Source organism: Pantoea sp. EKM20T, assembly GCF_011800485.1.
Lineage (GTDB): Bacteria > Pseudomonadota > Gammaproteobacteria > Enterobacterales > Enterobacteriaceae > Pantoea > Pantoea agglomerans.
Genome location: NZ_JAALFW010000011.1, coordinates 131,070 through 154,231, shown reverse-complemented (window position 1 = coordinate 154,231; position 23,162 = coordinate 131,070). Strand labels below are relative to the sequence as shown.

Here is a 23,162-nt window from a genome sequence, read left to right as displayed (position 1 = left end):
GATTAAGGAAATTTTTACAGACTAGCCAGCAGAACGGGCCGGGCAGAGTGCGTCCCTGCCCGGCAGCTGGTTAATAATTTAAGAAACGACAAATAATCATAAGGTTAGCGGCGATTTTTATGGCTGATTAGCGGCAGCAAACTCCGCATAATTACTTTGTGTAATGGTTTTATAGGGTATCCAGTTCAGTGATTCGACTTTCTGTTTATCCAGTAACGCTTTCACGACTTTCACAGCGCCCGTCGCCTGCCCTTTCGCATCCTGGAAGATAGTCAGCGTCATCTTTCCATTTTTGACGAACTGCTGACCATCTGGCGTGCCATCGATCCCGGCAACCAGAATGTGGCTGTTTTTCGCCTGATTCAGCGCCATAATCGCCCCGATAGCCATTTCATCATTATTGGCGGCGATTGCTTCGATCGGTCGCTGATTAAGCAGCCAGCCCGAAACTACGTCTACCGCTTCATTACGCTGCCAGCGTGCAGTCTGTTTTTCGATTACCGCCATTTGCTTATATTTAGCGATCACCGCTTCAACAGCACGCGTCCGTTCCCGCGCTTCTTCATTTGATAATGCGCCCATTAAAATGGCGACATTGCCCCGATAGTTCATCTGTTTTGCCAGCGCTTCCATCTGCATCTCACCCCCCAGGGCAGAGTCAGAACCGACATAGGCCATACTGGACGGTAATTTCACTTCCGGTTTACGGTTAACAAACACCAGCGGAATGCCCGCCGCTTCTGCCGCTTTCACCATCGGCAGTACGCCCTGTGTATCGACCGGGTTGAGAATAATGGCATCCACGCCCTGATTGATAAAATCTTCAACCTGCTGTACCTGAAGAGCTACATCCCCTTTGGCATCGACGAACTGCCCATCCATTTTCAGCGCTTTTATCTCACCCACCATCTGCGTCCGCAGAATCGATACGAAGTTAAGATCGAAATTAGCCAGTGCGACACCGATTTTAGGTGTTTTAGCCCAGGCGGTAACGCTGATCATCAGGCTGAGCAGCAGTGCTAACATTTTGGTTTTCATCGCGTAATCCTGTAGGGTTTATTATTGATAGAACCGCCGGGCAACAGGCAAATACCCGGCGGCAGAGCTCACAACGTAAAGTGATCGCGGAACTGTGCCAGGGCTGTTTCGCTGTCGCCTTCGGCCCAGCCCTCCAGCGCAACGACGCCGCAATAGCCGACCTGCTCCAGCGCACGGGCAATGGCGCGATAGTTAATTTCCCCGGTGCCAGGCTGCATGCGCCCCGGCACATCAGCCACCTGGATTTCACCGATAGCGGGGACGCAGCGTCGTATCAGCTCTATCAGGTTGCCCTCTCCAATCTGGGCGTGATAGAGGTCCAGATTCATCTTCAGTGCAGGGCTGTTGACCGCTTCGACCAGCGCCAGCGTATCGGCAGCCCGTGCGAACGGTGTACCCGGATGATCAACTGCCAGATTCAGGTTTTCGAGAGTAAATACCCGCCCGGCCTGCTCGCCGAGCGCAGCGACACGCCGCAGGGTGTCGGCCGCTTTAAGCCACATCTCACCGGTAACCACCTCAACCGGACGAACCGCCTGGCCGTGAGCATCCAGCCCGGTGCCATGCAGATTCAGGCTCGGGCAGTTCAGACGATCTGCAATCGCCAGTGAGGTTTCTGCGCTATGCAGCAACCCTGCAATCTCATCATCATCAGTCAGGTTACCGTTGAGGTAGCCGGTCATGGAGGTAAAACGCGCACCTGTCGCCACCAACGCGTCGATATCTTTGTTGGCCCAGTTCCAGATCTCCACGCCAAATCCCAGCGCATGAATCCGCTCAACACGCGCGATAAAAGGCAGTTCGAGAAACACCATCTCCGCACAGACTGAAAGCTGATAACCGGCCATTAGCGTTCTCCCAACAGAATGGGTTTGCGTTGCTGCACCGATTCAATACAGGCCAGCGCAATTTCCAGCGCGTTACGCGCATCAGTGCCAGTAGCGCACGGCGTGTCACCGTGCAGAATCGCGCGGGCGAATTCTGCCATTTCAGCAACATAGGCCTCACGCAGCAGATCGGTATCCATTCGAGACGTTGCGATGGCAATACCCTCGGCGTGATAGCGCACACAGTTGTCCTGATTGATGTTGCCCGCCTGCAGCATACCTTTACTGCCAAAGACCTCACCGCGAACGTCATAACCGTAAACTGCCTGGAAGTTGGCTTCCGCAGTGGCAATGGCACCGTTATCAAAGCGGATGGTCACCACCGCGGTATCAAGTAATCCCTTATCTTTAAAATCGGGACGCACCAGCGCATCAGCCAGCGCATAGACCTCAACCGGCCGGGAACCCGGATTGAAGTGCAGAAGGGTGTCGAAGTCATGGATTAAGGTTTCAAGGAAGATGGTCCACTGCGGGATCGGGGCCGGATCGCGCAGGCCAGGGTCGCGTGTCACCGAACGGCTTAGCTGGGTGGTGCCATTGGTGCCTGCTCTGACAGCTTCAATAGCTGCGGCGAAGCCTGCACTGAATCGACGATTGAAGCCGACCTGCAACACAACGCCCGCATCCTGTGCGGCGGCAATAGCCCGATCTGCCTCATCCAGCGTTACCGCCATCGGTTTTTCGCAAAACACGTGCTTGCCAGCCCGGGCTGCAGCGATCACCAGTTCGGCGTGAGTGCGAGCCGGCGTAGCAATAGCAACGGCATCGATTTCGCTGTCATTGAGTAACGCCTGGATATCGGTATAGGCTTTCTCCACCCCCAGCCGGTCTGCCAGTTTCTGCGCTGCGCCGGGTTGCAGGTCGGCGACCGCTGTCAGCCGTGCCCCAGGCACCCGCAGCGCCAGATTCTCTGCATGAAAACTGCCCATGCGGCCAGCACCGATCAATCCCATTCGTACTGTTTTAAGGTTCATAACTGCTCCTGTTTTTTGTTGTCAGCCCAGTCAGGCTGAATAGGGTGTCCGGATGTCGCCTGCGCTTTGGCGGCAAAACGACGGGATTTTGAAAGCATCAGCGGCTCGATGTGCTCCAGTGAGATGCCTCGGGTTTCAGGCAGAAAACGTTTTACAAACCAGAAGGCCACCAGGCAGCCAGCGGCGCAGAGCATCAGTGGAAAAGCACCATGGAAGTGATCCATCAGCAAACGGCTACGGTTCATCATCGGGAAAGTCTGAGTAACGATGAAATTGGCGAGATACATCGAAGAAAAGGCGTAGCCCATCGCGACGGCACGAATCCGGTTGGGAAATATTTCAGAGATCAGTAGCCAGGCACCCAGACTCCATGACATACCAAAAATCAGTACGAACGCCACCAGGCCCACGACCGGCAGCAGGCCACCGATCTGCGCTATAAAAGCCCAGGCGGTAATCACCAGGCTGACAGCGCAACCCAGCGCTCCCCAGCGCAGCAGACGCGTCCGTCCCCAGCGATCCACTGCGTTCAGACAAAACGCTACTCCGACCAGCAGCGCCAGTCCGAGGAAAATGCTGTGATAGAGGGAGGTCTGTGTATCCGGTGAGATGTTCTGCAGCAGCGACGGTGCGTAATACAGCAGGATGTTGATGCCCGAAACCTGCTGCAGAATTGCAATCGCGCAGCCGATCAACAGGATATAACGCATTCTGGCGTCGCGGAGCAGACGGGTTCCCTGCTGACGGGTAACAGAATCCGCGTCCGGCGCACTGATTTCTGCCAGCAGACGCCGCGCATGTTCAGGCGTCGAAAGCCGGGTCAGCACTGCCAGCGCGCGTTCACGCTTGCCGTTTAACGCCAGCCAGCGTGGTGATTCCGGCATAAAGGGCACCAGTGCCAGAAACAGCAGGCAAGGCACCACACCCGACGCCAGCATCCAGCGCCAGCCTTCACTGACTATCCAGGCATGGGGCATACCGCGTGCAATCAGGTAATTCACCACATAGACCGTGACCTGACCGCCAACCATCAGCATCTGCTGCAGCCCAAGCATGCGCCCTCGCCAGTCCTTAGGTGAGACCTCTGCGATATAGAGCGGCGTAATTGCCGACGCCATCCCGACCGCCAGGCCACCCACCAGCCGGTAAATCACAAACCCGGTTAGTGAATCTGCCAGCGCAGAACCCACCGCAGACACGGCAAACAACAGCGCGGTGATCACCAGTGTAGGTTTACGCCCGATCCGATCTGAGATCGCGCCGACACAGCCAGCGCCGACGATACAGCCGAGAATGACATTTGAAACAGCCCATCCACTTTGCCACGGCGTTAGCGCAAGGTGTTCCGTTAATGGCTCAATAACGCCGGAAATCACTGAGGCGTCATAACCGAGGATCACCCCGCTCAATGAGGCGATGGAACAGATGAACAGCAACAACTTCAGATTATTTTTACGCATAACACCTTAACTTTCCCATTGTTTTTGACAGGTGAGAGTTAATGTCAGCGTTGCAAAGTGGATGCCAGTTTTAAAGCGGGCTTTTATGTGAACGCGCTCGCAGATGGCGCGTCCTGATTGAAAATAAAATTTACATGTCAACTTAACATGTCATTAAAATGGACATTCCATCGACCACGGGAGAGTGAAATGCAATCTCTGCATGATTTGCTGCCTAATAAAGAAGAGAGCGATGCCATATTCAGCCTGCCGGAAGGCGGTGATGCGGCACAGTGGGAAGCTCGGTTTGCCCGGGGCTGGCAGGCATTTAGCCAGGGTGAACAGCCGCGCTGGATCCGCCGCAGTATTTTGCAGTCATGGAACCGCTCGCACGAACATGGCATCGATCCGGTATCTTTTGAGTACAGTGCCTCCGATCCAACGGAGCTGGCCGCCGTTCTGCGTCATAACAGTGAGCTGATTACTGTGGCGCATAGCGTGATGGAGAACCTGCTGGCTTACAATCCCGATGGTCATATCAATCTCACAGATGCGCAAGGCATCGTACTGAGTTTTTGCGGCAGCGACCTGACTCCGGTCGGCAGCATCCTGCGTGAGGAGGTACTCGGCACCAACTGCACCGCGCGCTGCCTGCGCGAGCAGCGGCTGGTCTATGTACTCAGCGGAGAAAACTGGAAAATCGCGCTGCGTGAACGTAACCGGCAGTGCGCCGCAGCTCCTATCCGTGATGCCAGCGGTCGTATGACCGGCGTACTGACGCTGACCGCCACGCCTGACAATTTCAGTGCCCATACGCTGGGCACCGTGCAGGCTGCCGCAGAGGCAATTGGCCAGCAACTCACCTTACGCCGTCTGCTGGCCGAGCAGCAGTCGATACTGGAGACCCTGAATGAGGGCGTTGTGGTCTGCGACCGCGACGGGCGCATCAAAACCCTGAACCGCTACGCTCGTCAGATCTTTGCCGGTATTGATACCGACAACGCCCTGATCGATCAGGTGCTGCAGCCCCAGTCCGGTTCATTGCTCACACTGCCCTGCTGTAATGACCGCGAGATGGTGTTCCGCCCCGATGGCAGACCCAGTGTTTCATGCCTGGTCTCGCTGATGCCGGCACCGGACGGCGGTCGCATCCTGTCGCTGCGGGAAAATCAGCGCATCCGTGCCATTACCCGTCGTGTGCTCGGCGTCAGCGCCAGCTATACCTTTGAGATGATTCGTGGTCAGGCACCCACGCTGCAGAAGGCTCTTCAGGATGCCCGCGCCAGCAGTCGCAGTGACAGTACCGTTCTGCTGACCGGTGAAAGCGGAACCGGTAAAGAGCTGTTTGCTCAGGCGATCCACAATGCCAGCAGCCGGGCGCATGAGTCCTTTGTCGCGGTTAACTGCGGCGCACTGCCGCGTGACCTGGTGCAGAGTGAGCTATTCGGCTACGTCGATGGCGCGTTCACCGGCTCACGGCGCGGCGGTTCGGCAGGTAAATTTGAGCTGGCCGACGGTGGCACGCTGTTTCTGGATGAGATTGGCGAAATGCCACTGGAGGCACAGACCAGCCTGCTACGCGTGCTGCAGGAGAGTGAGGTGCTGCGCATCGGAGCGGCGCATCCGCTGAAAGTGGATGTCCGCATCGTGGCGGCAACCCATTGCGATCTGCTCAGTGCAGTGGAACAGGGTGCTTTCCGCCGTGACCTGTTCTATCGCCTCAATGTTATCTCCCTGACCATCCCTGCCCTGCGTGAACGCCAGAGCGACATTCCTGATCTGGTGAATACCTTCATTCACGCCCTGTGTCAGCGGCTGAATAAAACGCCTCCGCAGGTGAGCATTGAAGCAATGAACGCCCTGCAGGCATGGCACTGGCCCGGCAACGTGCGCGAGCTGGAAAATCTGGTCGAGCGGATCGTTAATCTTTGCCAGAGCAGCATCATCGACCTTGCCGATTTGCCGCCAGCGATGGTGACGCGCGCAGCCGAAAACAGACCAGCGGCCAGCAGCCTGTTGCAGGATAATGAACGAGCCTGCATCCTGCAGACCCTTCGCGCGCAGGGGGGTAATCTGCGGCAGTCCGCTAAGCTGCTGGGCATTTCTCGCACGGCGCTCTATAACAAGCTCAATCAGTGGAATATCTCTATAGATACGCTGCGCCAATAACCGGCTGGTGGCACTCAGCAACACCAGCATACATTCAGCCCGTTCAAAATATGGCTTTTGATCGCAACAGGGCCTAAAATGTGACCACCCTTAACAGTGGTCACTGAATTTTTTCACCCACCTTTGATCTGCCAGGTTCTGACAATGACTCAATCCGTAACGGAAAATGGCACACGCGGCCCGGCCGGGCACAATGTGCGTGACCAGATTGTCGATGCTGCCATGCAGCACTTCGCGCATTATGGTTACGAAAAAACCACCGTCTCCGATCTCGCCCGTGCTATCGGCTTTTCCAAAGCGTATATCTACAAATTTTTTGAATCAAAACAGGCGATTGGCGAAGTGATTTGCTCCACCCGGCTTGCGATGATTATGCAGCACGTCGAAGTCGCTATCGCCGATGCGCCTGGAGCATCGGAACAACTGCGGCGACTGTTCCGCACGCTTTCCGTCACCGGCACTGAACTCTTTTTTCACGAACGTAAACTCTATGATATTGCTGCCGTCGCGTCGCGTGACCGCTGGCCGTCGGCGATGGCGCATGAAGAACGACTGCTCAGCCTGATTCAGCAGATCCTGCGCCGGGGGCGTGAAGCAGGTGAGTTTGAGCGTAAAACCCCGGCTGACGAAGCGGCGGAGGCAATCTATCGGGTGATCAAACCCTACGCCAGTCCGGTACTGCTGCAGTACAGCCTTGATGACGCTGAAGAAGCCTCTGCACAACTGGCAGCGCTGGTGTTACGTAGCCTTGCGCCCTGAACAATGCGCATGATGTGACTATTGACTTATTTAGTCACAAGAGCAACGATAGCACTCTGTCTGGTTATCGCTCAGGATTCTGATGCTGCTAAGCTTATCTCTCTCTGCTCTATTCCATCCCTGCGTTCGTCCATCGCACCATTCTACGCAGGGTCTCACCTTCCGCGCTCAAGGCGTGTATCCATTGTCTGCGGCAGCATTTCAATCACTGTCCGGACTCTCTACGGGAGTAATCCAATGAGTCACTTAGCCTCATCACAACGCATTGTCATTACCGGCGCGGGCATCGTTTCGCCACTGGGTTGTGGCGTTGAAACCGTCTGGCGGCGATTAACGGCTGGAGAATCAGGTATACGTACCCTTCCCGATACGCTTACTGCTGGCACCGGTATTTCAGTAGGTGGCAGCGTGCCGGGCATCGATGAAGATCCGCTGGCAGGTTACGACCCCGAAGCGTTCATTGCGCCGAAAGAGCGTAAAAAGATGTCGCGCTTTATAGAATTCGCGCTGCTGGCAGCAGAAGAAGCGCTGAATCAGGCAGCCTGGCATCCTGAAGATGAGGCGACGCGTGAACGTACCGCGACGATTATTGCTTCAGGCGTCGGCGGCTTTGGTGCCATTGCCGACGCGGTGCGCACCACCGATGCACGCGGCCCGCGCAGGCTCTCACCCTTTACAGCACCTTCGTTTCTGGCCAACATGGCCGCGGGTCATGTCTCGATCAAACACGGCTTCACCGGCCCGCTGGGTGCGCCCGTTACCGCCTGTGCGGCGGGAGTTCAGGCAATTGGTGATGCAGCCAGGTTGATCAGAAGCGGTGAAGCGGACATTGCTATTTGTGGCGGCACAGAAGCGGCGCTTGATCGCGTCACGCTGGGCTGTTTCGCGGCTGCACGTGCGCTATGTGTGGGCTATGAAGATCAGCCGCACCATGCCTCACGTCCGTTTGATCGTGACAGAAACGGCTTTGTGATGGCCGAAGGTGCAGGCCTGCTGGTGATTGAGTCACTGGCCCATGCCGAAGCACGCGGCGCGACACCGCTGGCGGAGATTGTCGGCTATGGCACCAGCGCCGATGCATACCATTTAACCGCGGGTCCGGAGGATGGCAGCGGGGCTGCACGGGCGATGAGAACCGCCCTGCGTCAGGCGGGCATTAGCCCGGAAGACGTGCAGCATATCAACGCACACGCAACCTCAACTCAGGTTGGCGATCACGGTGAGCTGGCGGCTATTCGTGCAGTGTTTGGCGATGATTCGCAGGTCGCGATCGCCTCAACGAAATCCGCCACCGGCCATCTGCTGGGTGCGGCAGGCGGCGTTGAGGCGATATTCACCCTGATGGCGCTGCAGCAGCAGCTTATTCCGCCGACGCTGAACCTCCATCATCCCGATGAAGCCGCAGGCAATCTGGACCTGGTGGCGCTCAATGCACGTCCCACGGCGCTGACTTATGCCATGTCGAACGGTTTTGGTTTTGGCGGCGTCAACGCCAGTCTCCTGTTGCGTAAGTGGCAATGACTGCAGTGTGACGATTAAGCCCGCGCTGCCAGACACCCTCTTAGCGCGGGTAATACATCGGACGTCCTGAAAAATCATGCACAGCTGTTCCCTGTGTGCCGGGGTTTATCAAAACACCCTCTGTACAACACTCGCTTTATAAATCTGTACCTTTCCTGACAAAATTGCCTCCGCCAGCCCTCCTGCCCTTTTTCTTTCAGCACTACAATTAATCGGATGAAAACAACCTCAGAGAACGTTAATGAAGATTGCAGCTTTCGATATTGGTGGTACCTCTTTAAAAATGGGCGTGATTGATGAGCAGGGAAATATTCTGACCAGTGAGAGTGCTGATATTTCCCATAATTCACGCGACAAAATACTTGATGAGATCCTGGCCTGGCTGGAGAAAAATCCCGGCTGTGCTGGCATCGCCGTCAGCACGCCCGGTTATATTGATGCAGAAGCTGGATATATCGCCATGGGTGGCACCATTCGGGACTTCGACCAGTTTCATCTGAGCCAGTGGCTGACGGAAAAAACCTCACTGCCTGCCACGGTCGAAAATGACGCCCACTGCGCCTTACTGGCTGAACAGTGGCTGGGCAAAGCAAAAAAACTCAGTGATTTTCTGATGTTAACTATCGGCACAGGATTAGGCGGAGCGGCCTTCTGCAACGGCGCGCTGATCCGGGGCGGTCGTAACCGCGCGGGCGAGTTTGGCTGTCTGCTGACTTCGCGCCCCACCAGCAGCAATATTGAACGCCATACCATGAGCCAGAGTTGTACCATGACGGCGCTTCGGGAGAATTACAGCCAGCTCATCGAAAAATCTTCCGACGACGTCACGGGTAAAGATGTCTTTGACGCATACGATCGCAAAGAAGAAGCCGCGCAGCAGGTGGTGAATAAATTCTACCAGGATCTTGCAGCCTGCTTATATAACCTCTTCAGCGTGTTCGATCCGCAGATGATATTTATCGGTGGTGGAATTACCGAGCGGGAACCGTTCCTCGAGGAACTGGCAGAGCAACTGGCAAAATATGATCTTGATATCCGCATTGATACCGCGACCTACGGCAACGACTCCGGCATGTTGGGCGCAACCTGGAATTTCCTGCAGCGTCAGCCAGACAAATAATGGCTTGTAGTTCAGGACGTATGCAGGTTACACCTTTCTGATAATTATGATGATTTATCTGGTGCGGTATTCAAAACGATAACCCGGTCATGACCGGGTTTACTCTTGTTTATATTAGTGTCGTATTTGCGCCAGATCGTCTGACGTCAGGCCGGTCATTTCTATGACAGTTTTACGATCAAGGCCGTTTTGTAGCATAGTGCGCGCAATTTTCAGGGTAGCTTCACGCTGTCCTTCAGTACGACCTTTCTCAATACCACGCCGTTCACCAAGCTCGATACCTTCTGCGCGACCTTTTTCGATCCCTTTTTGTTCAAGCTGCTGTGCGATGGTCATCAGTGCGTCTCCGTGTTGTGGCACCCGCTGTGCCAGTTCGCGAACGAAAGCTTCGTAGTCAGCTGACTCACCAGCCTGCAGTAAATAGTGTATCAGCGTCATCACCTGGGGTGAAGAAAGATAATCGGCCATGAGTAGCGTGACCAGATGGTCAGTCAGGCTTGCAATGTCGCGTTGATGAATATGTTTCTGCAAAAGCGTCAGGGCGGCCATACTGCGATGAGTCATGATCTCATCATCCGGGATGACCGTAATGTCCACCAGCGGGAAGGCGCCTCTATAAAGGCTTTCCGCCACTACCGGATCATCGAATTCGTCGAACCAGCGGGTCGACCACGGATAGGGAGTGCGCTTACCGGTATAGAACAGTACAGGTATGACTAAAGGCAGCTTTTTATGGCCAGCTTCAAGGTGGCGCTGCATAGCGGCTACCGCATAACGTATCAGGCGGAATGCCATATGCCTGTCAGGGGTGGATTGGTGTTCAATCAGAACATGAATATATCCGTCACCGGTTGAGGTTCTGAGACTATACAAAACGTCACTGAAGTATTGACGCAAATCGTCTTCAACAAATGATCCGGACTCAAGCTTCAGTGTGGTGAGATCGCAGATTTTAAGCAATTTCTCCGGAAGGTGGATCTGCATAAAATCTCTGGCAACATCCGGATGCGTAAGAAACTGTCTAAAAGTAGCATCATGAGGTGTAGCACTATTTTTATTTTTCATCAGTTCAGCCCCTGTAAATTCCATGCGCTGCTACCACAGCGAAGAGGCTATCTTAATAGATCACATTTTAATTTATAATATTTAAATCTTGCCCAATCCATATAGATTAACTACACCAATGCTCTTTTAAAAAATTTATTAGCAAGATGCATTATGACGCAATCTAAATTAACCACCTTAATCAATTTATATAGCGATAATTAAAACATCCGGATGTACCCGAAACTTCTAACGCTGACCATTAATGTCTGAACCGCTTTACGAAAAGTTAATTTTCTATTTAAGTCACGGCATAACCAGCCCGATCACGCTGTTTATACCGCTCGCTCCCTATCCCCGTCCCGGCGCATCCAACAGGCTAAGCGCCACGCCTGTCAGGGTATAGACCACGACATACAACAGAATCAGTGCCGCAAGCAAAAGGCGGTGGCTGCGCATCTCACTTTTCTTCATGGTGCCATTCAGAAGGTGTAGCTCAATGCCAGGGTGGCCGATGCGCCGTTGTGCCGTGCAACGATGGGGCTATCTGAAGCATGCTTATCCAGCCAGCTGTAGTCACCGATCACACTGGCAGCCCAGGCAGGCGTGAACTGATGGCTCCAGGTCAGGCTGGTGTCGGTGCCATAAAATCCACCCGCGGCGTCATAGCGTTCAAATCCGCTGCGCGCACTTTGCTTGCTGTTAACGCCATACCAGGTATTCATATAACGCCCGTCGCCAAACAGTCCCGCCACCTGCAGTGCCACGGTATCGTCACTGGTCTGCCAGGGGATCAGGGTTACGGAAGTCCGGTACTGCACACCCTGACTATCACTTAATGGCAGCGTCGCTTTGCCCTCCAGCACCAGCCACGGCGTTACCGACCATCCCAGCGCCAGCGCGGTGTTCATCGTTGCGTCGATGTTCCCCATGCCTCTGAGCCGGTCATCCCCATCTCGCCAGGATGAATTCTGGTCAGAACGGCCCAGCCCGTAGCCCAGCGTATGTTCCAGATACAGTCCATTATCTGCCTGCAGGTCATAGCCAATGCCTTTCTGTGAGTCTAAAAAGAAGGCCCCGTCGCGTGCCTGGATCACCGGCATCAGCTGCCAGTGCTGCTTATCGGCGCCGCTATAGCGTGGTGCATTGATACCTGCAATGCCCAGCGTGACGCTTGGCGGCGGCGTAGTCTCATCAGCCATGGCAGTCGCGGCACTGAATCCCAGCGAAAAACAGACCATGTGCAGCGTTATTTTTCCGGTTATCATCACGTTTCCTCATTATCACATCAGGTGCGGAGCTGAGGGGTTCAGAGCCGCGTCAATGGCCGGAGTATGCGAGGCGAGTGTCAATTAACGACCAGGGATTTATGAAGAAACAGTCAAGGTGATCCGAAAATGCAGTCAAAACGTGTACTGATTATTGAAGATGATGCTGATGCGGCGGGCGTACTTGAGGCCTACCTGAAACGTGAAAATTATGAGGTCATGATTGCCGGTGATGGGCCAGGCGGGCTGGATGCCGCCAGACGCTGGCAGCCCGATCTGATCCTGCTGGATATCATGCTGCCCGGCATGAACGGCACTGAAGTGCTGGCAGCGCTGCGACGTCGTGACGATACCCCGGTGATCATGGTAACCGCGATGGGTGATGCGCCGGACCGCATCGGCGCACTGCGCTATGGCGCGGATGACTACGTGGTCAAACCCTATCATCCGGGCGAAGTGGTGGCGCGCGTTCAGGCAGTACTGCGCCGTAGCCAGCAGAGTCAGGTACCCGCTGCAGAAACCCTGCGCTGGGCGGGTTTAGTGGTGGACCCGGTGGCGCTCACCGCAGTGGTCGATAGCGACAGTGCTTCACCGCGCCGCCTCGATCTGACACCGACCGAATTTTCCCTGTTGGTCACCCTGATGCGCGCTCCGACGCGTCCGTTTACCCGCCTGTTTCTGCTGGAGCACTGTCTGCCGGAAAGCGATGCGCTTGAGCGGGTGGTCGATACCCACGTCTATAACCTGCGTCGCAAACTGGAAGCCGCGGGCATCTCTGATGTCTTACCGGCAGTGCGCAGCGTCGGTTACCGGTTCAGACAGCCATGAAGAACGATACGCATACTTCATTGTGGCGCTGGATCTGCATCCGGGTGCTGTTTCTGGCGATTGGCAGCGTGGTGCTCATTGCCATCTGTATGTGGCTGCGCTTCGCAGTGCAAGCGTACTGGGTCTATTACCGGATGCCGCCCGCGCTGCTGGATGAGTTCACCCGGTTGCGCCACCACCCTGCCAGCGATCCTGTGCGCTTTCATCAGATTATGGACCAGTGGTGGGGCATCAACTTCTCCGATCCGTCGCTGGCCTCGTCGGACTGGCTTACCGTGATCGTGCTGGTCGTGGTAACGATTCCGTTTATGGTGCTGATGGCGCTGCGTTTCGCCCGTCCGCTGTCGGCGCAGTTCAGCCAGCTGGCTACCGCGGCGCGAGCGGTTTCAAAAGGCGAATTTGGCCGATCGGCGGTAATCGTAAAAGAAGCCCCACAGGAGCTGGTACGTTTTACCGAAGATTTTAATCAGATGACGCAGCAGCTGGCGCGTTACGAGCGTGAGCTGCGCACCTCGCATGTGGCGATGGCGCATGAGCTTCGCTCGCCACTTACGGCGGCGATGGGCCGCCTGCAGGGGATTCTGGATGGCGTCTTTCCTGCCGAACCGCAACAGCTGGCAATGATCATGAAGCAACTGACGCAGCTCAGTCGCCTGACAGACGAACTGCATCTCTTGTCGCTGGCGGATGCCGGGCAGCTTACCCTGAACCGCGAGTGGTTTAATCTCAGCGAGTTACTGCGCGAGCGCTCCGGCTGGCTTCTGCCGCAGGCAGAACAGGCGGGGATTGCCATCAGCGTGACATCACCCAACGATCTGCGGCTGTATGCCGATACCTTCCGGCTGGGCCAGGTAGTGACCATCATCTGTGAGAATGCAATGCGCTACGCTGCCGACGGTGGCGCGTTGCTGATCACGGCCAGCCAGAACGATCAGGCGATCATAATGACCTTCCGCGATTATGGTCAGGGTGTGGAGCCGGACTTCCTGCCGCAATTGTTTGACCGCTTTACCCGCGCTGACTCCTCACGCGCCCGCCACTCCGGCGGCAGCGGTCTGGGGCTGTCGATCGCCAAAGCGATCGTCGAGGCGCACGGCGGGTCGCTTCACGCCACACAGCCCGCCGACGGCGGTCTGCTGATCGGGATAACGCTGCCGGCGAGATAAATTGTTCTGGCTTGACCATTTCTTGATGGTTCATGGAACGTTTCTGGACACATGCCGGGTTCAATGAGCACAACTCATTAAAGGAACCCGGTTATGACAGACTTCTTATCGGATGCTGCCCGCCAGGTGTGGCGTCATCTCTTCGGTATTCACATCTTTGCGCCGATCATCTTCGTGCTGCTCGGGGTGTTCATCATGACCGGCTGCCGGGACAATAGTTCTGCTCCGCCTGCCGCCCCGCTCCGCCCGGTTAAATCGGTGATAGCTCCACCGCTCAGCAGTGATGCATCGCTGGTGCTGACTGGCGAAATCCGCGCTCATGAAGAGGTCGCGCTGGCCTTCAGACTGGATGGCCGGGTGGTGAGCCGTGCGGTTGAGCTGGGCGATCGCGTCAGCGCCGGGCAATCGCTGGCAGCGCTGGAAAATGATCAGTCACGCAATCAGCTAAGCAGCGCACGGGCCGATCTCGACAGCGCACGCGCCGCCGAACGGGTCGCCGCGCTTAACCTGCATCGGATGCGGCTGCTGATGCCCGGAGGGGCCATCGCCCGCAGCCAGCTGGACAGCGCCCAGGCGGACTGGCAGAGCGCACAGTCCCGCCGTCTCAGCAGCGAAGCGGCTCTGAAAAATGCCCAGGATAACCTCAGCTGGACTCAGCTGACTGCGCCTGCAGCAGGCCGGATCACCGCCATCACGGTTCAGCCAGGTCAGGTGGTCAGCGCCGGACAAAATGTGATGACGCTGGCAGCAGGGGATGCACGCGATGCGGTGTTTGACCTGACAACGCCTGCGCTGCTGCATCCTGATGATCGGACACCGCTGAAAGTGACGCTGCTCGCCGATCCCGGCGTGCAGGCCAGTGGCACAGTGCGTGACATCAGCCCGCAGGCCGATCCACAGACCCGCACATGGCGGCTGCGCATCTCACTGAATCAGCCGCCTGAGGCGATGGCACCCGGTGCCACAGTCATTGTCACCCTTCCCGATGCGCAGCCGCCGGTCATCGCCCTGCCCGCCAGCGCCCTGACCCGCTCCGCAGACAAACCCGCGCTGCTGGTCGTTGATGCGGCGTCACGCCTGCAGCTTCGTCCGGTAGTGCTGGCCCGCTTTAACGCGCAGCAAATCTTCGTCACTGCCGGGATCAAGCCGGGAGAGCGCGTCGTCACCGCCGGCGTCAGCACCCTGCAACCTGGCGAAAAAGTGGCGCTTTCGCAGGAGGCTCCATGAAAAAAACGTCTGGCTTTAACCTCTCCGGCTGGGCGCTGGCGCATCAGCAACTGGTGATCTTTTTCATGCTGCTGGTCATGGCGGCGGGTGTGCTGAGCTATGAACATCTGTCACGCAATGAAGACCCGGCGTTTACTATCAAAACCGCCGTAATATCAGCCCAATGGCCAGGCGCTGATGTGAACACCACGGTGCAACTGCTCACTGACGTACTGGAACAGAAAGTGCAGGAGATCCCGTCGCTGGATGCGGTTGAGAGCGAAACCCGCGCCGGACAAACCGTCATCTATGTCAACCTGCGCGATGACACGCCGCCCTCTCAGGTGGCCGGCATCTGGTACCAGCTGCGTAAAAAGATGCAGGATGTTGCCCCTTCACTGCCGCAAGGCGTGCAGGGTCCGGCCGTTAACGACGAATTTGATGACACCTTCGGCACCATTTATGGCTTCACGGCGGAGGGTTTTACCGCCAGAGAGCTACGCGACCGGGTCGATAACCTGCGTCGCAATCTGGCCAGTCTGCCCGACATCGGTAAAACCAGCCTGCTAGGTGTACAGGAGCAGCAGGTGGTTATCGCCTTTTCGCCGCGCAAGCTGAACGGCATGGGGCTCGATTTACAGCAGGTCAGCGACGCCATTAAAGCTCAGAACGATGTCGTCCCGGCGGGCAGCCTGCGTACCGACCGCGAGAATATTGCGCTGCGGGTCAGCGGCACCCTGACTTCGGTTGAAAATCTGCGGGCGATTACCCTGCATATCGGTGAGCGTTTTATTCCGCTGACCGATCTGGCCACCATCAGCCTGCAACCTGCCGAACCTCCGGCGCCGACGTTTAGAGTTAACGGCGTTCCGGCTATCGGGCTGGCGATCTCCATGGCCGGCAGCGGCAACATGCTCGATTTCGGTCAGCAACTCAGTCAGCGCATGCAGATGCTGGCCAGTCAGTTACCGCACGGTATTACTATGACCCGCGTGGCCGACCAGTCTTCCGTGGTGAAAAACGCGGTCAGCGGCTTCGTCCGGATACTGGGCGAAGCGGTCGTCATCGTGTTAGCCGTCTCCTTTGTCTCACTGGGACTGCGTGCCGGTCTGGTCGTTGCGGCGGCGATCCCGCTGGTACTGGCAATGACCTTTACCGGCATGTTAATGGCAGGCATCGGACTCCAGCGCATCTCGCTTGGCGCACTAATCATCGCGCTGGGGCTGCTGGTGGATGATGCCATGATCACCGTCGAGGCAATGGTGGCGCGACTGGAAGCGGGCGACAGCAAGTGGCAGGCCGCCACCTATGCGTTTAAAACCACCGCATTTCCGATGCTGACCGGTACGCTGGTAATGATCGCCGGGTTCATTCCGGTCGGGTTCGCCGCCTCCAGTGCCGGAGAATATTGCTACTCATTGTTTGTGGTGATTACCCTGGCGCTGCTCTGCTCGTGGGTCGTCGCGGTCATCTTCTCTCCGCTCACCGGCTGCTGGCTGCTGTCGGCCAGGCACATCAAGGCCGATAAGCCGCCGGGCGTGCTGACGCGCAGCTATCACCGGCTACTGGAGGTGATTCTGCGTCACCGGCTGGTGACGATTGGCACAGCGATGGCGGTGCTGCTGGTCAGCCTTTACGCCACCACTTTTATGCAGGGTGAGTTTTTCCCTGCGTCGGATCGGCCCGAGCTGCTGGTCAGCCTGACGCTTCCCGCCAGTGCAGCCCAGGCTGAAACCACCCGCCGTACCGCACAGCTGGAACAGATGCTGCGCAACGATCGGGATGTGGCGAACTACACCAGCTACGTTGGCTCGGGCGCGATACGCTTTTATCTGCCGATGGATGTGCTGCTGGATAATGAAAACATCGCGCAGCTGGTGGTGGTGGCGAAAGATCTGGCGGCACGCGATCGGCTGCGCAGCAGGCTGGAGCAGAAGCTGGCGGTGGATTTCAGTGATATCACTACCCGGGTATCGCCGCTGGAGCTGGGGCCACCGGTCGGCTGGCCGCTGAAATATCGCATCACCGGCCCGGATAATGCCAGGGTGCGTCAGGCGGCCGATCGGCTGGCGGCGCTGATCGCCCGCTCATCGCTGACACGCGAGGTCAATCTTACCGCCGGAGAGCCAGAACGGGTCATGACGCTGGCGGTGAACCAGACCGCAGCCCGCGCAGCCGGACTCTCTTCCGAAACGATAGCCACCTCGCTGAATACTCTGATGTCCGGCAGCGTGGTGACCACCCTGCGCGATCGTAACCGCCTGATCGACGTCGTGCTGCGCAGCAATGACCCGGAGCGGCAGGACACTGACACACTGGCAGGATTGATGATCACCAATGCCAGCGGACAGAAAATCCCGCTGCGACAGGTGGCAACCCTGAACTGGGGAGTGGATGACCCGGTGATATGGCGACGTCAGCGGCTGGCTTACATCACCGTACAGACCGATATTGCGCCCGGTCAGCGGGCTGAACAGGTCTCGCAGCAGCTCGCACCAGCCGTCGCCGCCCTGCGCGCCTCGCTGCCGGCCGGATACGGTATTGAAGAAGGTGGCGTGGCGGCCGAATCGGACAAAGGCAACGGTTCAGTGTTTGCTCTGCTGCCGGTGACGATCTGCGTCATGCTGGTCTTGCTTATGATTCAGCTGCAACGTTTCTCCGGCATGCTGCTGGCACTGAGCATGGCACCGTTTGGCCTGCCCGGCATCGTATCCGCAATGCTGCCGGCTGGCACACCGCTGGGGTTCGTGGCGCTGCTGGGGATTATTGCCCTGGCGGGGATCATCATCCGCAACGCGGTAATCATGATCAGTGAAGTCGATGCGAATAGCCGGGCCGGACTGTCCGCGGGTGAGGCAATCCGGCAGGCTGCCCATCACCGTGCACGTCCCATTCTGCTGACCGCCTGTGCGGCAATACTCGGCATGATCCCCATCGCCCATCAGGTTTTCTGGGGGCCCATGGCACTCGCGATTATTGGCGGTCTGATCAGCGGTACGCTGGTAACGCTCACGGTGCTGCCCGCCGCGTTAAGTCTGTTGATGCAGCGCGGCTCACGTTAAAACAACACCCGGCGATCCCGTGCTGAGAACGGCGGGATCGCCGGAAAGGATCAGTTCATCACCTCGACCAGAATCAGCGGGCACTTTCTGACTTTGCAGGCCTGACTGTAGGCTAGCGAGCAGACCGAGCAGAGATCGCGCACGTCAGACTGGTACTCATACTCCATGAAATAGCGGAACTGGCCGCCCGCAGAATCTGTTCTCCAGAATCGCTGCGGCTCCAGAATTTCATCCAGTTGCCTGAATGTCAGGGCTGACGGGTTGTGAAACCCGACTCTTACGCGGTATGTAGTCATGCACCGATTATTAGCATCCCGGTCCCTGGCCGCCAGTTGATTATTGTTTTCAGTTCAATAGCTGGCGCTTATCAACCCGCTTCGCCTGGTGCCGCAGGCTGTTCTGCCAGCAGCGCCAGCAGGTGCAGCACCGCTTTTGACGGATGAAGCCGACGCCAGGCAAAGGCAACGTCGGTAAATAGCGTGTTGTTTTCGATATCGCAGAAGCTGACCCCGGGGTTATCGACGCAGCGCATCGACTCCGGCACCAGCGCAATCCCGCAGCCCGCCGCCACCATGCCCAGCGACGTAGTGATCTGCGGAGCCTGCTGAAAAGTGTGGCGCGAAAAGCCCGCTCGCAGACAGGCTGTGACAATCAACTCATACAGGCTGGGCGAGACGTCGCGCGGGAAGATCACCAGGGTTTCTCCCGCCAGCGCGGATAGTGCCACAGTGGGTGTGCCGCTGAGGGGATGGCAGCGCGGCAGCGCAATCAGCATCTTTTCGGTGGAGATGACGCGCAGATTAAACGCCTTGCTGCTTTCACACGGCAGCCGGATAAAAGCGGCATCCAGCAATCCTTCCTGTAAATCCTGCATCAGCAAAGACATATTCTCTTCGCGGGTCAGCAGCTCCATCGCCGGATAACGTTCTTTAAACTGGCGGATCAGGGTGAAGATGCGTGGATTAAACGCCACCGAGCTGGCAAAGCCCAGCGACAGCTGACCACTGATCCCGCGCGCAATACCGCGTGCGTTCTCCAGCGCCTGATCGGCCAGTTGCACAATCTGCCGGGCATCCGCCAGAAACGCTTCGCCCGCTTCGGTGAGTTCCACTCCGCGCGTCAGGCGCTTCAGCAACGGTGTGCCAATTTCCTGCTCCAGCCGCAGTATCTGCTGACTCAGCGGCGGCTGCGATATGCCCAGTATCTCGGCGGCACGAGTGAAATGAAGCGTCTCGGCTACGGCAACAAAATAACGCAGGTGGCGAAGTTCCATATCAAAAACGTCTCAAAGTTAACAGGTTTCGCTATTGGACCCACCGACTGAATCGGTTCACCATTAGGTTAACACGGCTTAACGGTTAATCGATGAGGCATCAAATGAGCAATTGTGTAACTGATTGTTCCTGTGAGGATCAACTAAAACATACTGTCCTGACGCTTTCACAGGATGCACCAGAAAGCGTTATCTATCAGACCTCTTTAATGAGTGCGCTGCTGAGCGGCGTTTACGACGGCAATGTCCGTATTGCCGACCTGCTGCGTAAAGGGGATTTCGGCCTGGGTACCTTTAACCGGCTGGATGGCGAGATGATCGCGTTTGACAGCAAGGTCTATCAGCTGCACGCCGACGGCAGCGCGCACCCGGCCGATCCGGCGCAGAAAACTCCGTTCGCCGTGATGACCTTTTTTAAACCGCAGCATCTGTATGAATTTGACCGGCCGATGTCGCGTGAGGCGATTCATCAGGTGATCGACAACGAAATCACCTCCGATAACCAGTTCTGCGCGCTGCGCATCAGCGGTCGTTTCAGTCGCGTCGAGACCCGCACCGTGCCATGCCAGTGTCGTCCCTATCGCTCAATGCCGGAAGTTCTGGACGATCAGCCGACCTTTGCCTTCAGCCAGCGCGCGGGCGAACTGATCGGATTCCGTACACCGCAATATATGCAGGGCATTAACGTTGCGGGCTATCACGAACATTTTATTACCGACGACCGCGAAGGCGGCGGCCACATTCTCGATTATGCGCTGGAACAGGGCACCCTGACCTTTGGTGCCATCAGCAAGCTGGTCGTGGATTTGCCGCAGGATAGCGATTTTCTCAATGCCGACCTGAACCCCGCCAATCTTGACGCCGCGATTCGTGCGGTAGAAAGCTAATCAGAGGAATGACGATGAAAACTCCAACCGATACCACACTCTGGACCTGTGGCGCTGACCTGGTGGTGGCGCAACTTGAGGCACAGGGCGTCCGCCACGTCTTTGGCATTCCTGGCGCAAAAATTGATAAAGTCTTCGACTCACTGCTGGATTCCTCCATCCAGACCATCCCGGTTCGCCACGAAGCTAACGCTGCATTTATGGCCGCCGCAGTGGGCCGCCTTACCGGCAATGCGGGCGTGGCGCTGGTCACCTCCGGGCCGGGCTGCTCCAACCTGATCACCGGCATGGCCACCGCCACCAGCGAAGGCGATCCGGTGGTGGCTATCGGCGGTCAGGTGAAGCGCTCCGACAGCGCCAAGCAGGTTCATCAGAGCATGGACACGGTTTCAATGTTTCGCCCAATCACTAAATATGCGGTTGAGGTCACCGACCCCGCTGCACTTTCTGAATGCCTGTCGAATGCGTTTCGCCATGCCGAACATGGCCGGGGCGGCGGTGCCTTTATCAGCCTGCCACAGGATATTGTCGATCAGCCGGTTACCGGCAAAGCGCTGAGCAGCAAAGGCCGCCCGGTACTGGGCGCCGCACCTGACTCAATGATCGACGCCGTCAGCGAGGCCATCGCCGGGGCTAAAAATCCGGTCATCCTGCTGGGATTAATGGCGAGCCAGACAGAGAACAGCGAAGCGATTCATGAGCTGCTGACACGCAGTCACATTCCGGTTACCAGCACCTATCAGGCAGCAGGAGCGGTCAGACAGGATCACTTCTCACGCTTCGCCGGGCGCGTCGGGCTGTTTAACAACCAGGCGGGCGACAGGCTGCTGCAACAGGCTGACCTGATCGTCACCATCGGCTACAGCCCGGTGGAATATGAACCGGCGATGTGGAACAGCGGTAACGCCACCCTGATTCATATCGACGTAATACCCGCTGAGACCGACAACCGCTATCTGCCGGATGCAGAACTGGTGGGTGATATCGCCGCCACAGTGCGTAAACTCGCCGCGCGCATCACTGCCCCACTCCAGCTGACCCCGGAAGCCGCCACCATCCTTGAGGATCGTCAGCAGCAGCGCAAATTGCTGGCGATGCAGGGTGCCAGCCTCAATCAGTTTGCTCTGCATCCGCTGCGCATTGTCCGCGCCATGCAGGACATCATTAACAGTGACGTCAGCCTTACCGTCGATATGGGCAGCTTCCACATCTGGATCGCCCGCTACCTCTACAGCTTCCGCGCCCGTCAGATCATGATCTCCAACGGTCAGCAGACGATGGGTGTGGCCCTGCCGTGGGCGATTGGTGCCTGGCTGGTCGAGCCGCAGCGCAAAGTGGTTTCAGTTTCCGGCGATGGTGGTTTCCTGCAATCCAGCATGGAGCTGGAAACTGCCGTCCGCTTAAAAGCCAACATTCTGCACATCGTCTGGGTCGATAACGCCTACAACATGGTGGCGATGCAGGAAGAGAAAAAATATCACCGCGTCTCGGGCGTCAATTTTGGGCCGGTCGATTTCAAAGCCTATGCCGAAGCGTTTGGGGCAGCGGGCTTTGCGGTGACCAGTGCGGCAGAGCTGGAGCCGACGCTGCGTAAAGCGATGGATGTTCAGGGGCCCGCCGTGGTCGCGGTGCCGGTCGATTACACCGACAACCCGCTGCTGATGGGTCAGCTGCATCTGAGCCAGCTTCTTTAATTTCTCAAAAAGGAAATCATGATGAAAAACAGAGTGGCATTTGTGACCGGCGCAGGCCAGGGCATTGGTGAAGCGATCGCCCTGCGTCTGGCGAAAGATGGACTGGCGGTTGCAGTAGCCGATTTTAATCAGGAGACCGCACGCCAGGTCGCGGAGAAGATCAACCAGCAGGGTGGCAAAGCGATTGCGCTGAAAGTCGATGTCTCGCAGCGTGATCAGGTGATGGAAGCGGTAGAAGAGGCGCGCCGCACGCTGGGCGGCTTTGACGTCATCGTCAATAATGCCGGTATTGCGCCCTCCACGCCGATTGCTGAGATCACCGAAGCGGTGGTCGACAAGGTCTACAACGTCAATGTCAAAGGGGTGATCTGGGGCATGCAGGCCGCGATTAAAGCGTTTGCTGCAGAAGGTCACGGCGGCAAAATCATCAACGCCTGTTCTCAGGCGGGTCATGTCGGTAATCCGGAGCTGGCGGTTTACAGCTCCAGTAAGTTTGCCGTGCGCGGGCTGACGCAGACCGCTGCGCGCGATCTGGCACCTGCCGGCATCACGGTTAATGCCTTCTGCCCTGGCATTGTCAGAACACCGATGTGGGAAGAGATTGACCGGCAGATCTCTGAAGCAGCCGGCAAACCCGCCGGCTACGGCACCGAGGAATTTGCGAAACGCATTACGCTGGGACGTCTTTCTGAACCGGAAGATGTGGCTGCCTGCGTCGCCTACCTGGCCAGTCCCGATTCCGATTACATGACCGGTCAGTCGCTGTTGATTGATGGCGGCATGGTGTTTAACTGATCTTCGTTCGCCTGCTCCGTTATCGCGTGGCA

General features: G+C 57.1%; 20 protein-coding genes. 11 read left to right on the top strand and 9 right to left on the bottom strand.

Annotated elements, in window-relative coordinates:
- Positions 1-117: 117 nt before the first annotated feature.
- From HFD94_RS18140 to HFD94_RS18125, 4 genes are all read right to left on the bottom strand, one after another.
- Entirely contained in the window at positions 118-1,038 is a 921-nt protein-coding gene (locus HFD94_RS18140) for a substrate-binding domain-containing protein (protein WP_122889920.1), read from the bottom strand.
- A gap of 68 nt (positions 1,039-1,106) precedes the next feature.
- Positions 1,107-1,886 carry a TIM barrel protein gene (locus HFD94_RS18135; RefSeq protein WP_122889919.1) on the bottom strand — a complete coding sequence of 260 codons (780 nt, stop codon included), beginning with the start codon at positions 1,884-1,886 and terminating at the stop codon, positions 1,107-1,109.
- The gene (locus HFD94_RS18130; RefSeq protein ID WP_167433360.1) at positions 1,886-2,899 is read right to left on the bottom strand and encodes a Gfo/Idh/MocA family oxidoreductase; all 1,014 of its coding nucleotides are present in this window, start codon (positions 2,897-2,899) and stop codon (positions 1,886-1,888) included. The genes HFD94_RS18135 and HFD94_RS18130 overlap by 1 nt, the downstream gene beginning before the upstream one ends.
- Positions 2,896-4,359 carry a sugar porter family MFS transporter gene (locus tag HFD94_RS18125; RefSeq protein ID WP_167433359.1) on the bottom strand — a complete coding sequence of 488 codons (1,464 nt, stop codon included), beginning with the start codon at positions 4,357-4,359 and terminating at the stop codon, positions 2,896-2,898. The genes HFD94_RS18130 and HFD94_RS18125 overlap by 4 nt, the downstream gene beginning before the upstream one ends.
- 189 nt (positions 4,360-4,548) lie before the next feature.
- On the opposite strand from HFD94_RS18125, the gene HFD94_RS18120 reads away from it, so the two are divergent.
- From HFD94_RS18120 to HFD94_RS18105, 4 genes are all read left to right on the top strand, one after another.
- Complete coding sequence (locus tag HFD94_RS18120; RefSeq protein WP_064689854.1) at positions 4,549-6,507, top strand: sigma-54-dependent Fis family transcriptional regulator; 1,959 nt, start codon at positions 4,549-4,551, stop codon at positions 6,505-6,507.
- Between the two features lie 144 nt (positions 6,508-6,651).
- Positions 6,652-7,266 (top strand): TetR/AcrR family transcriptional regulator, encoded by a 615-nt coding sequence (locus HFD94_RS18115; RefSeq protein WP_010671991.1) that lies wholly within the window; start codon positions 6,652-6,654, stop codon positions 7,264-7,266.
- Positions 7,267-7,503: 237 nt separating this feature from the next.
- A complete protein-coding gene (fabF, locus tag HFD94_RS18110) occupies positions 7,504-8,787 on the top strand; it encodes a beta-ketoacyl-ACP synthase II (protein WP_167433358.1) in 1,284 nt (427 codons plus the stop codon).
- 241 nt (positions 8,788-9,028) lie between these two features.
- On the top strand, positions 9,029-9,907 hold the full coding sequence (locus HFD94_RS18105; protein ID WP_010256830.1) for an ROK family protein: 879 nt from the start codon (positions 9,029-9,031) through the stop codon (positions 9,905-9,907).
- Positions 9,908-10,021: 114 nt separating this feature from the next.
- On the opposite strand, the gene HFD94_RS18100 is transcribed toward HFD94_RS18105, so the two are convergent.
- From HFD94_RS18100 to HFD94_RS18095, 3 genes are all read right to left on the bottom strand, one after another.
- Positions 10,022-10,972, bottom strand: a complete 951-nt coding sequence (locus HFD94_RS18100) for an Rpn family recombination-promoting nuclease/putative transposase (protein WP_029519683.1) — start codon at positions 10,970-10,972, stop codon at positions 10,022-10,024.
- A gap of 330 nt (positions 10,973-11,302) precedes the next feature.
- Positions 11,303-11,425, bottom strand: a complete 123-nt coding sequence (locus HFD94_RS23135; RefSeq protein WP_254920079.1) for a hypothetical protein — start codon at positions 11,423-11,425, stop codon at positions 11,303-11,305.
- 8 nt (positions 11,426-11,433) lie between these two features.
- Positions 11,434-12,219, bottom strand: coding sequence for a MipA/OmpV family protein (locus HFD94_RS18095; RefSeq protein WP_022624202.1), 786 nt, complete (start codon positions 12,217-12,219; stop codon positions 11,434-11,436).
- 129 nt (positions 12,220-12,348) lie between these two features.
- Between HFD94_RS18095 and HFD94_RS18090 the strand changes: the two genes are divergently transcribed.
- The 4 genes from HFD94_RS18090 to HFD94_RS18075 all read left to right on the top strand — a co-directional run bounded on the left by HFD94_RS18090 (position 12,349) and on the right by HFD94_RS18075 (position 18,481).
- Entirely contained in the window at positions 12,349-13,047 is a 699-nt protein-coding gene (locus HFD94_RS18090) for a response regulator (RefSeq protein WP_010256840.1), read from the top strand.
- Entirely contained in the window at positions 13,044-14,213 is a 1,170-nt protein-coding gene (locus tag HFD94_RS18085) for a cell wall metabolism sensor histidine kinase WalK (RefSeq protein WP_022624203.1), read from the top strand. Before HFD94_RS18090 ends, HFD94_RS18085 begins: the two co-directional genes overlap by 4 nt.
- A 93-nt stretch (positions 14,214-14,306) precedes the next feature.
- A complete protein-coding gene (locus tag HFD94_RS18080) occupies positions 14,307-15,440 on the top strand; it encodes an efflux RND transporter periplasmic adaptor subunit (protein ID WP_010256842.1) in 1,134 nt (377 codons plus the stop codon).
- A complete protein-coding gene (locus tag HFD94_RS18075; RefSeq protein ID WP_167433357.1) occupies positions 15,437-18,481 on the top strand; it encodes an efflux RND transporter permease subunit in 3,045 nt (1,014 codons plus the stop codon). The genes HFD94_RS18080 and HFD94_RS18075 overlap by 4 nt, the downstream gene beginning before the upstream one ends.
- A gap of 50 nt (positions 18,482-18,531) precedes the next feature.
- Here HFD94_RS18075 and HFD94_RS18070 read toward each other — a convergent pair whose 3' ends face one another.
- Together HFD94_RS18070 and HFD94_RS18065 are read right to left on the bottom strand one after the other, a co-directional pair.
- Complete coding sequence (locus HFD94_RS18070) at positions 18,532-18,777, bottom strand: hypothetical protein (protein ID WP_010256845.1); 246 nt, start codon at positions 18,775-18,777, stop codon at positions 18,532-18,534.
- Between the two features lie 71 nt (positions 18,778-18,848).
- Positions 18,849-19,754 carry a LysR family transcriptional regulator gene (locus tag HFD94_RS18065; protein ID WP_022624205.1) on the bottom strand — a complete coding sequence of 302 codons (906 nt, stop codon included), beginning with the start codon at positions 19,752-19,754 and terminating at the stop codon, positions 18,849-18,851.
- A gap of 104 nt (positions 19,755-19,858) precedes the next feature.
- On the opposite strand from HFD94_RS18065, the gene budA reads away from it, so the two are divergent.
- From budA to HFD94_RS18050, 3 genes are read left to right on the top strand one after another with little or no spacing between them, the layout of a single operon-like run.
- Entirely contained in the window at positions 19,859-20,641 is a 783-nt protein-coding gene (gene budA / locus HFD94_RS18060) for an acetolactate decarboxylase (RefSeq protein ID WP_033759870.1), read from the top strand.
- A 14-nt stretch (positions 20,642-20,655) separates the two neighbouring features.
- Complete coding sequence (gene alsS, locus HFD94_RS18055; RefSeq protein ID WP_010256852.1) at positions 20,656-22,335, top strand: acetolactate synthase AlsS; 1,680 nt, start codon at positions 20,656-20,658, stop codon at positions 22,333-22,335.
- Between the two features lie 21 nt (positions 22,336-22,356).
- Positions 22,357-23,130 (top strand): (S)-acetoin forming diacetyl reductase, encoded by a 774-nt coding sequence (locus tag HFD94_RS18050; protein WP_010256854.1) that lies wholly within the window; start codon positions 22,357-22,359, stop codon positions 23,128-23,130.
- Positions 23,131-23,162 lie beyond the last annotated feature (32 nt).

Coding starts and splice junctions, on each gene's coding strand:
- HFD94_RS18140 (WP_122889920.1), bottom strand. CDS start 1,038: ATGAAAACCAAAATGTTAGCACTGCTGCTCAGCCTGATGATCAGCGTT.
- HFD94_RS18135 (WP_122889919.1), bottom strand. CDS start 1,886: ATGGCCGGTTATCAGCTTTCAGTCTGTGCGGAGATGGTGTTTCTCGAA.
- HFD94_RS18130 (WP_167433360.1), bottom strand. CDS start 2,899: ATGAACCTTAAAACAGTACGAATGGGATTGATCGGTGCTGGCCGCATG.
- HFD94_RS18125 (WP_167433359.1), bottom strand. CDS start 4,359: ATGCGTAAAAATAATCTGAAGTTGTTGCTGTTCATCTGTTCCATCGCC.
- HFD94_RS18120 (WP_064689854.1), top strand. CDS start 4,549: ATGCAATCTCTGCATGATTTGCTGCCTAATAAAGAAGAGAGCGATGCC.
- HFD94_RS18115 (WP_010671991.1), top strand. CDS start 6,652: ATGACTCAATCCGTAACGGAAAATGGCACACGCGGCCCGGCCGGGCAC.
- fabF (WP_167433358.1), top strand. CDS start 7,504: ATGAGTCACTTAGCCTCATCACAACGCATTGTCATTACCGGCGCGGGC.
- HFD94_RS18105 (WP_010256830.1), top strand. CDS start 9,029: ATGAAGATTGCAGCTTTCGATATTGGTGGTACCTCTTTAAAAATGGGC.
- HFD94_RS18100 (WP_029519683.1), bottom strand. CDS start 10,972: ATGAAAAATAAAAATAGTGCTACACCTCATGATGCTACTTTTAGACAG.
- HFD94_RS23135 (WP_254920079.1), bottom strand. CDS start 11,425: ATGAAGAAAAGTGAGATGCGCAGCCACCGCCTTTTGCTTGCGGCACTG.
- HFD94_RS18095 (WP_022624202.1), bottom strand. CDS start 12,219: ATGATAACCGGAAAAATAACGCTGCACATGGTCTGTTTTTCGCTGGGA.
- HFD94_RS18090 (WP_010256840.1), top strand. CDS start 12,349: ATGCAGTCAAAACGTGTACTGATTATTGAAGATGATGCTGATGCGGCG.
- HFD94_RS18085 (WP_022624203.1), top strand. CDS start 13,044: ATGAAGAACGATACGCATACTTCATTGTGGCGCTGGATCTGCATCCGG.
- HFD94_RS18080 (WP_010256842.1), top strand. CDS start 14,307: ATGACAGACTTCTTATCGGATGCTGCCCGCCAGGTGTGGCGTCATCTC.
- HFD94_RS18075 (WP_167433357.1), top strand. CDS start 15,437: ATGAAAAAAACGTCTGGCTTTAACCTCTCCGGCTGGGCGCTGGCGCAT.
- HFD94_RS18070 (WP_010256845.1), bottom strand. CDS start 18,777: ATGACTACATACCGCGTAAGAGTCGGGTTTCACAACCCGTCAGCCCTG.
- HFD94_RS18065 (WP_022624205.1), bottom strand. CDS start 19,754: ATGGAACTTCGCCACCTGCGTTATTTTGTTGCCGTAGCCGAGACGCTT.
- budA (WP_033759870.1), top strand. CDS start 19,859: ATGAGCAATTGTGTAACTGATTGTTCCTGTGAGGATCAACTAAAACAT.
- alsS (WP_010256852.1), top strand. CDS start 20,656: ATGAAAACTCCAACCGATACCACACTCTGGACCTGTGGCGCTGACCTG.
- HFD94_RS18050 (WP_010256854.1), top strand. CDS start 22,357: ATGAAAAACAGAGTGGCATTTGTGACCGGCGCAGGCCAGGGCATTGGT.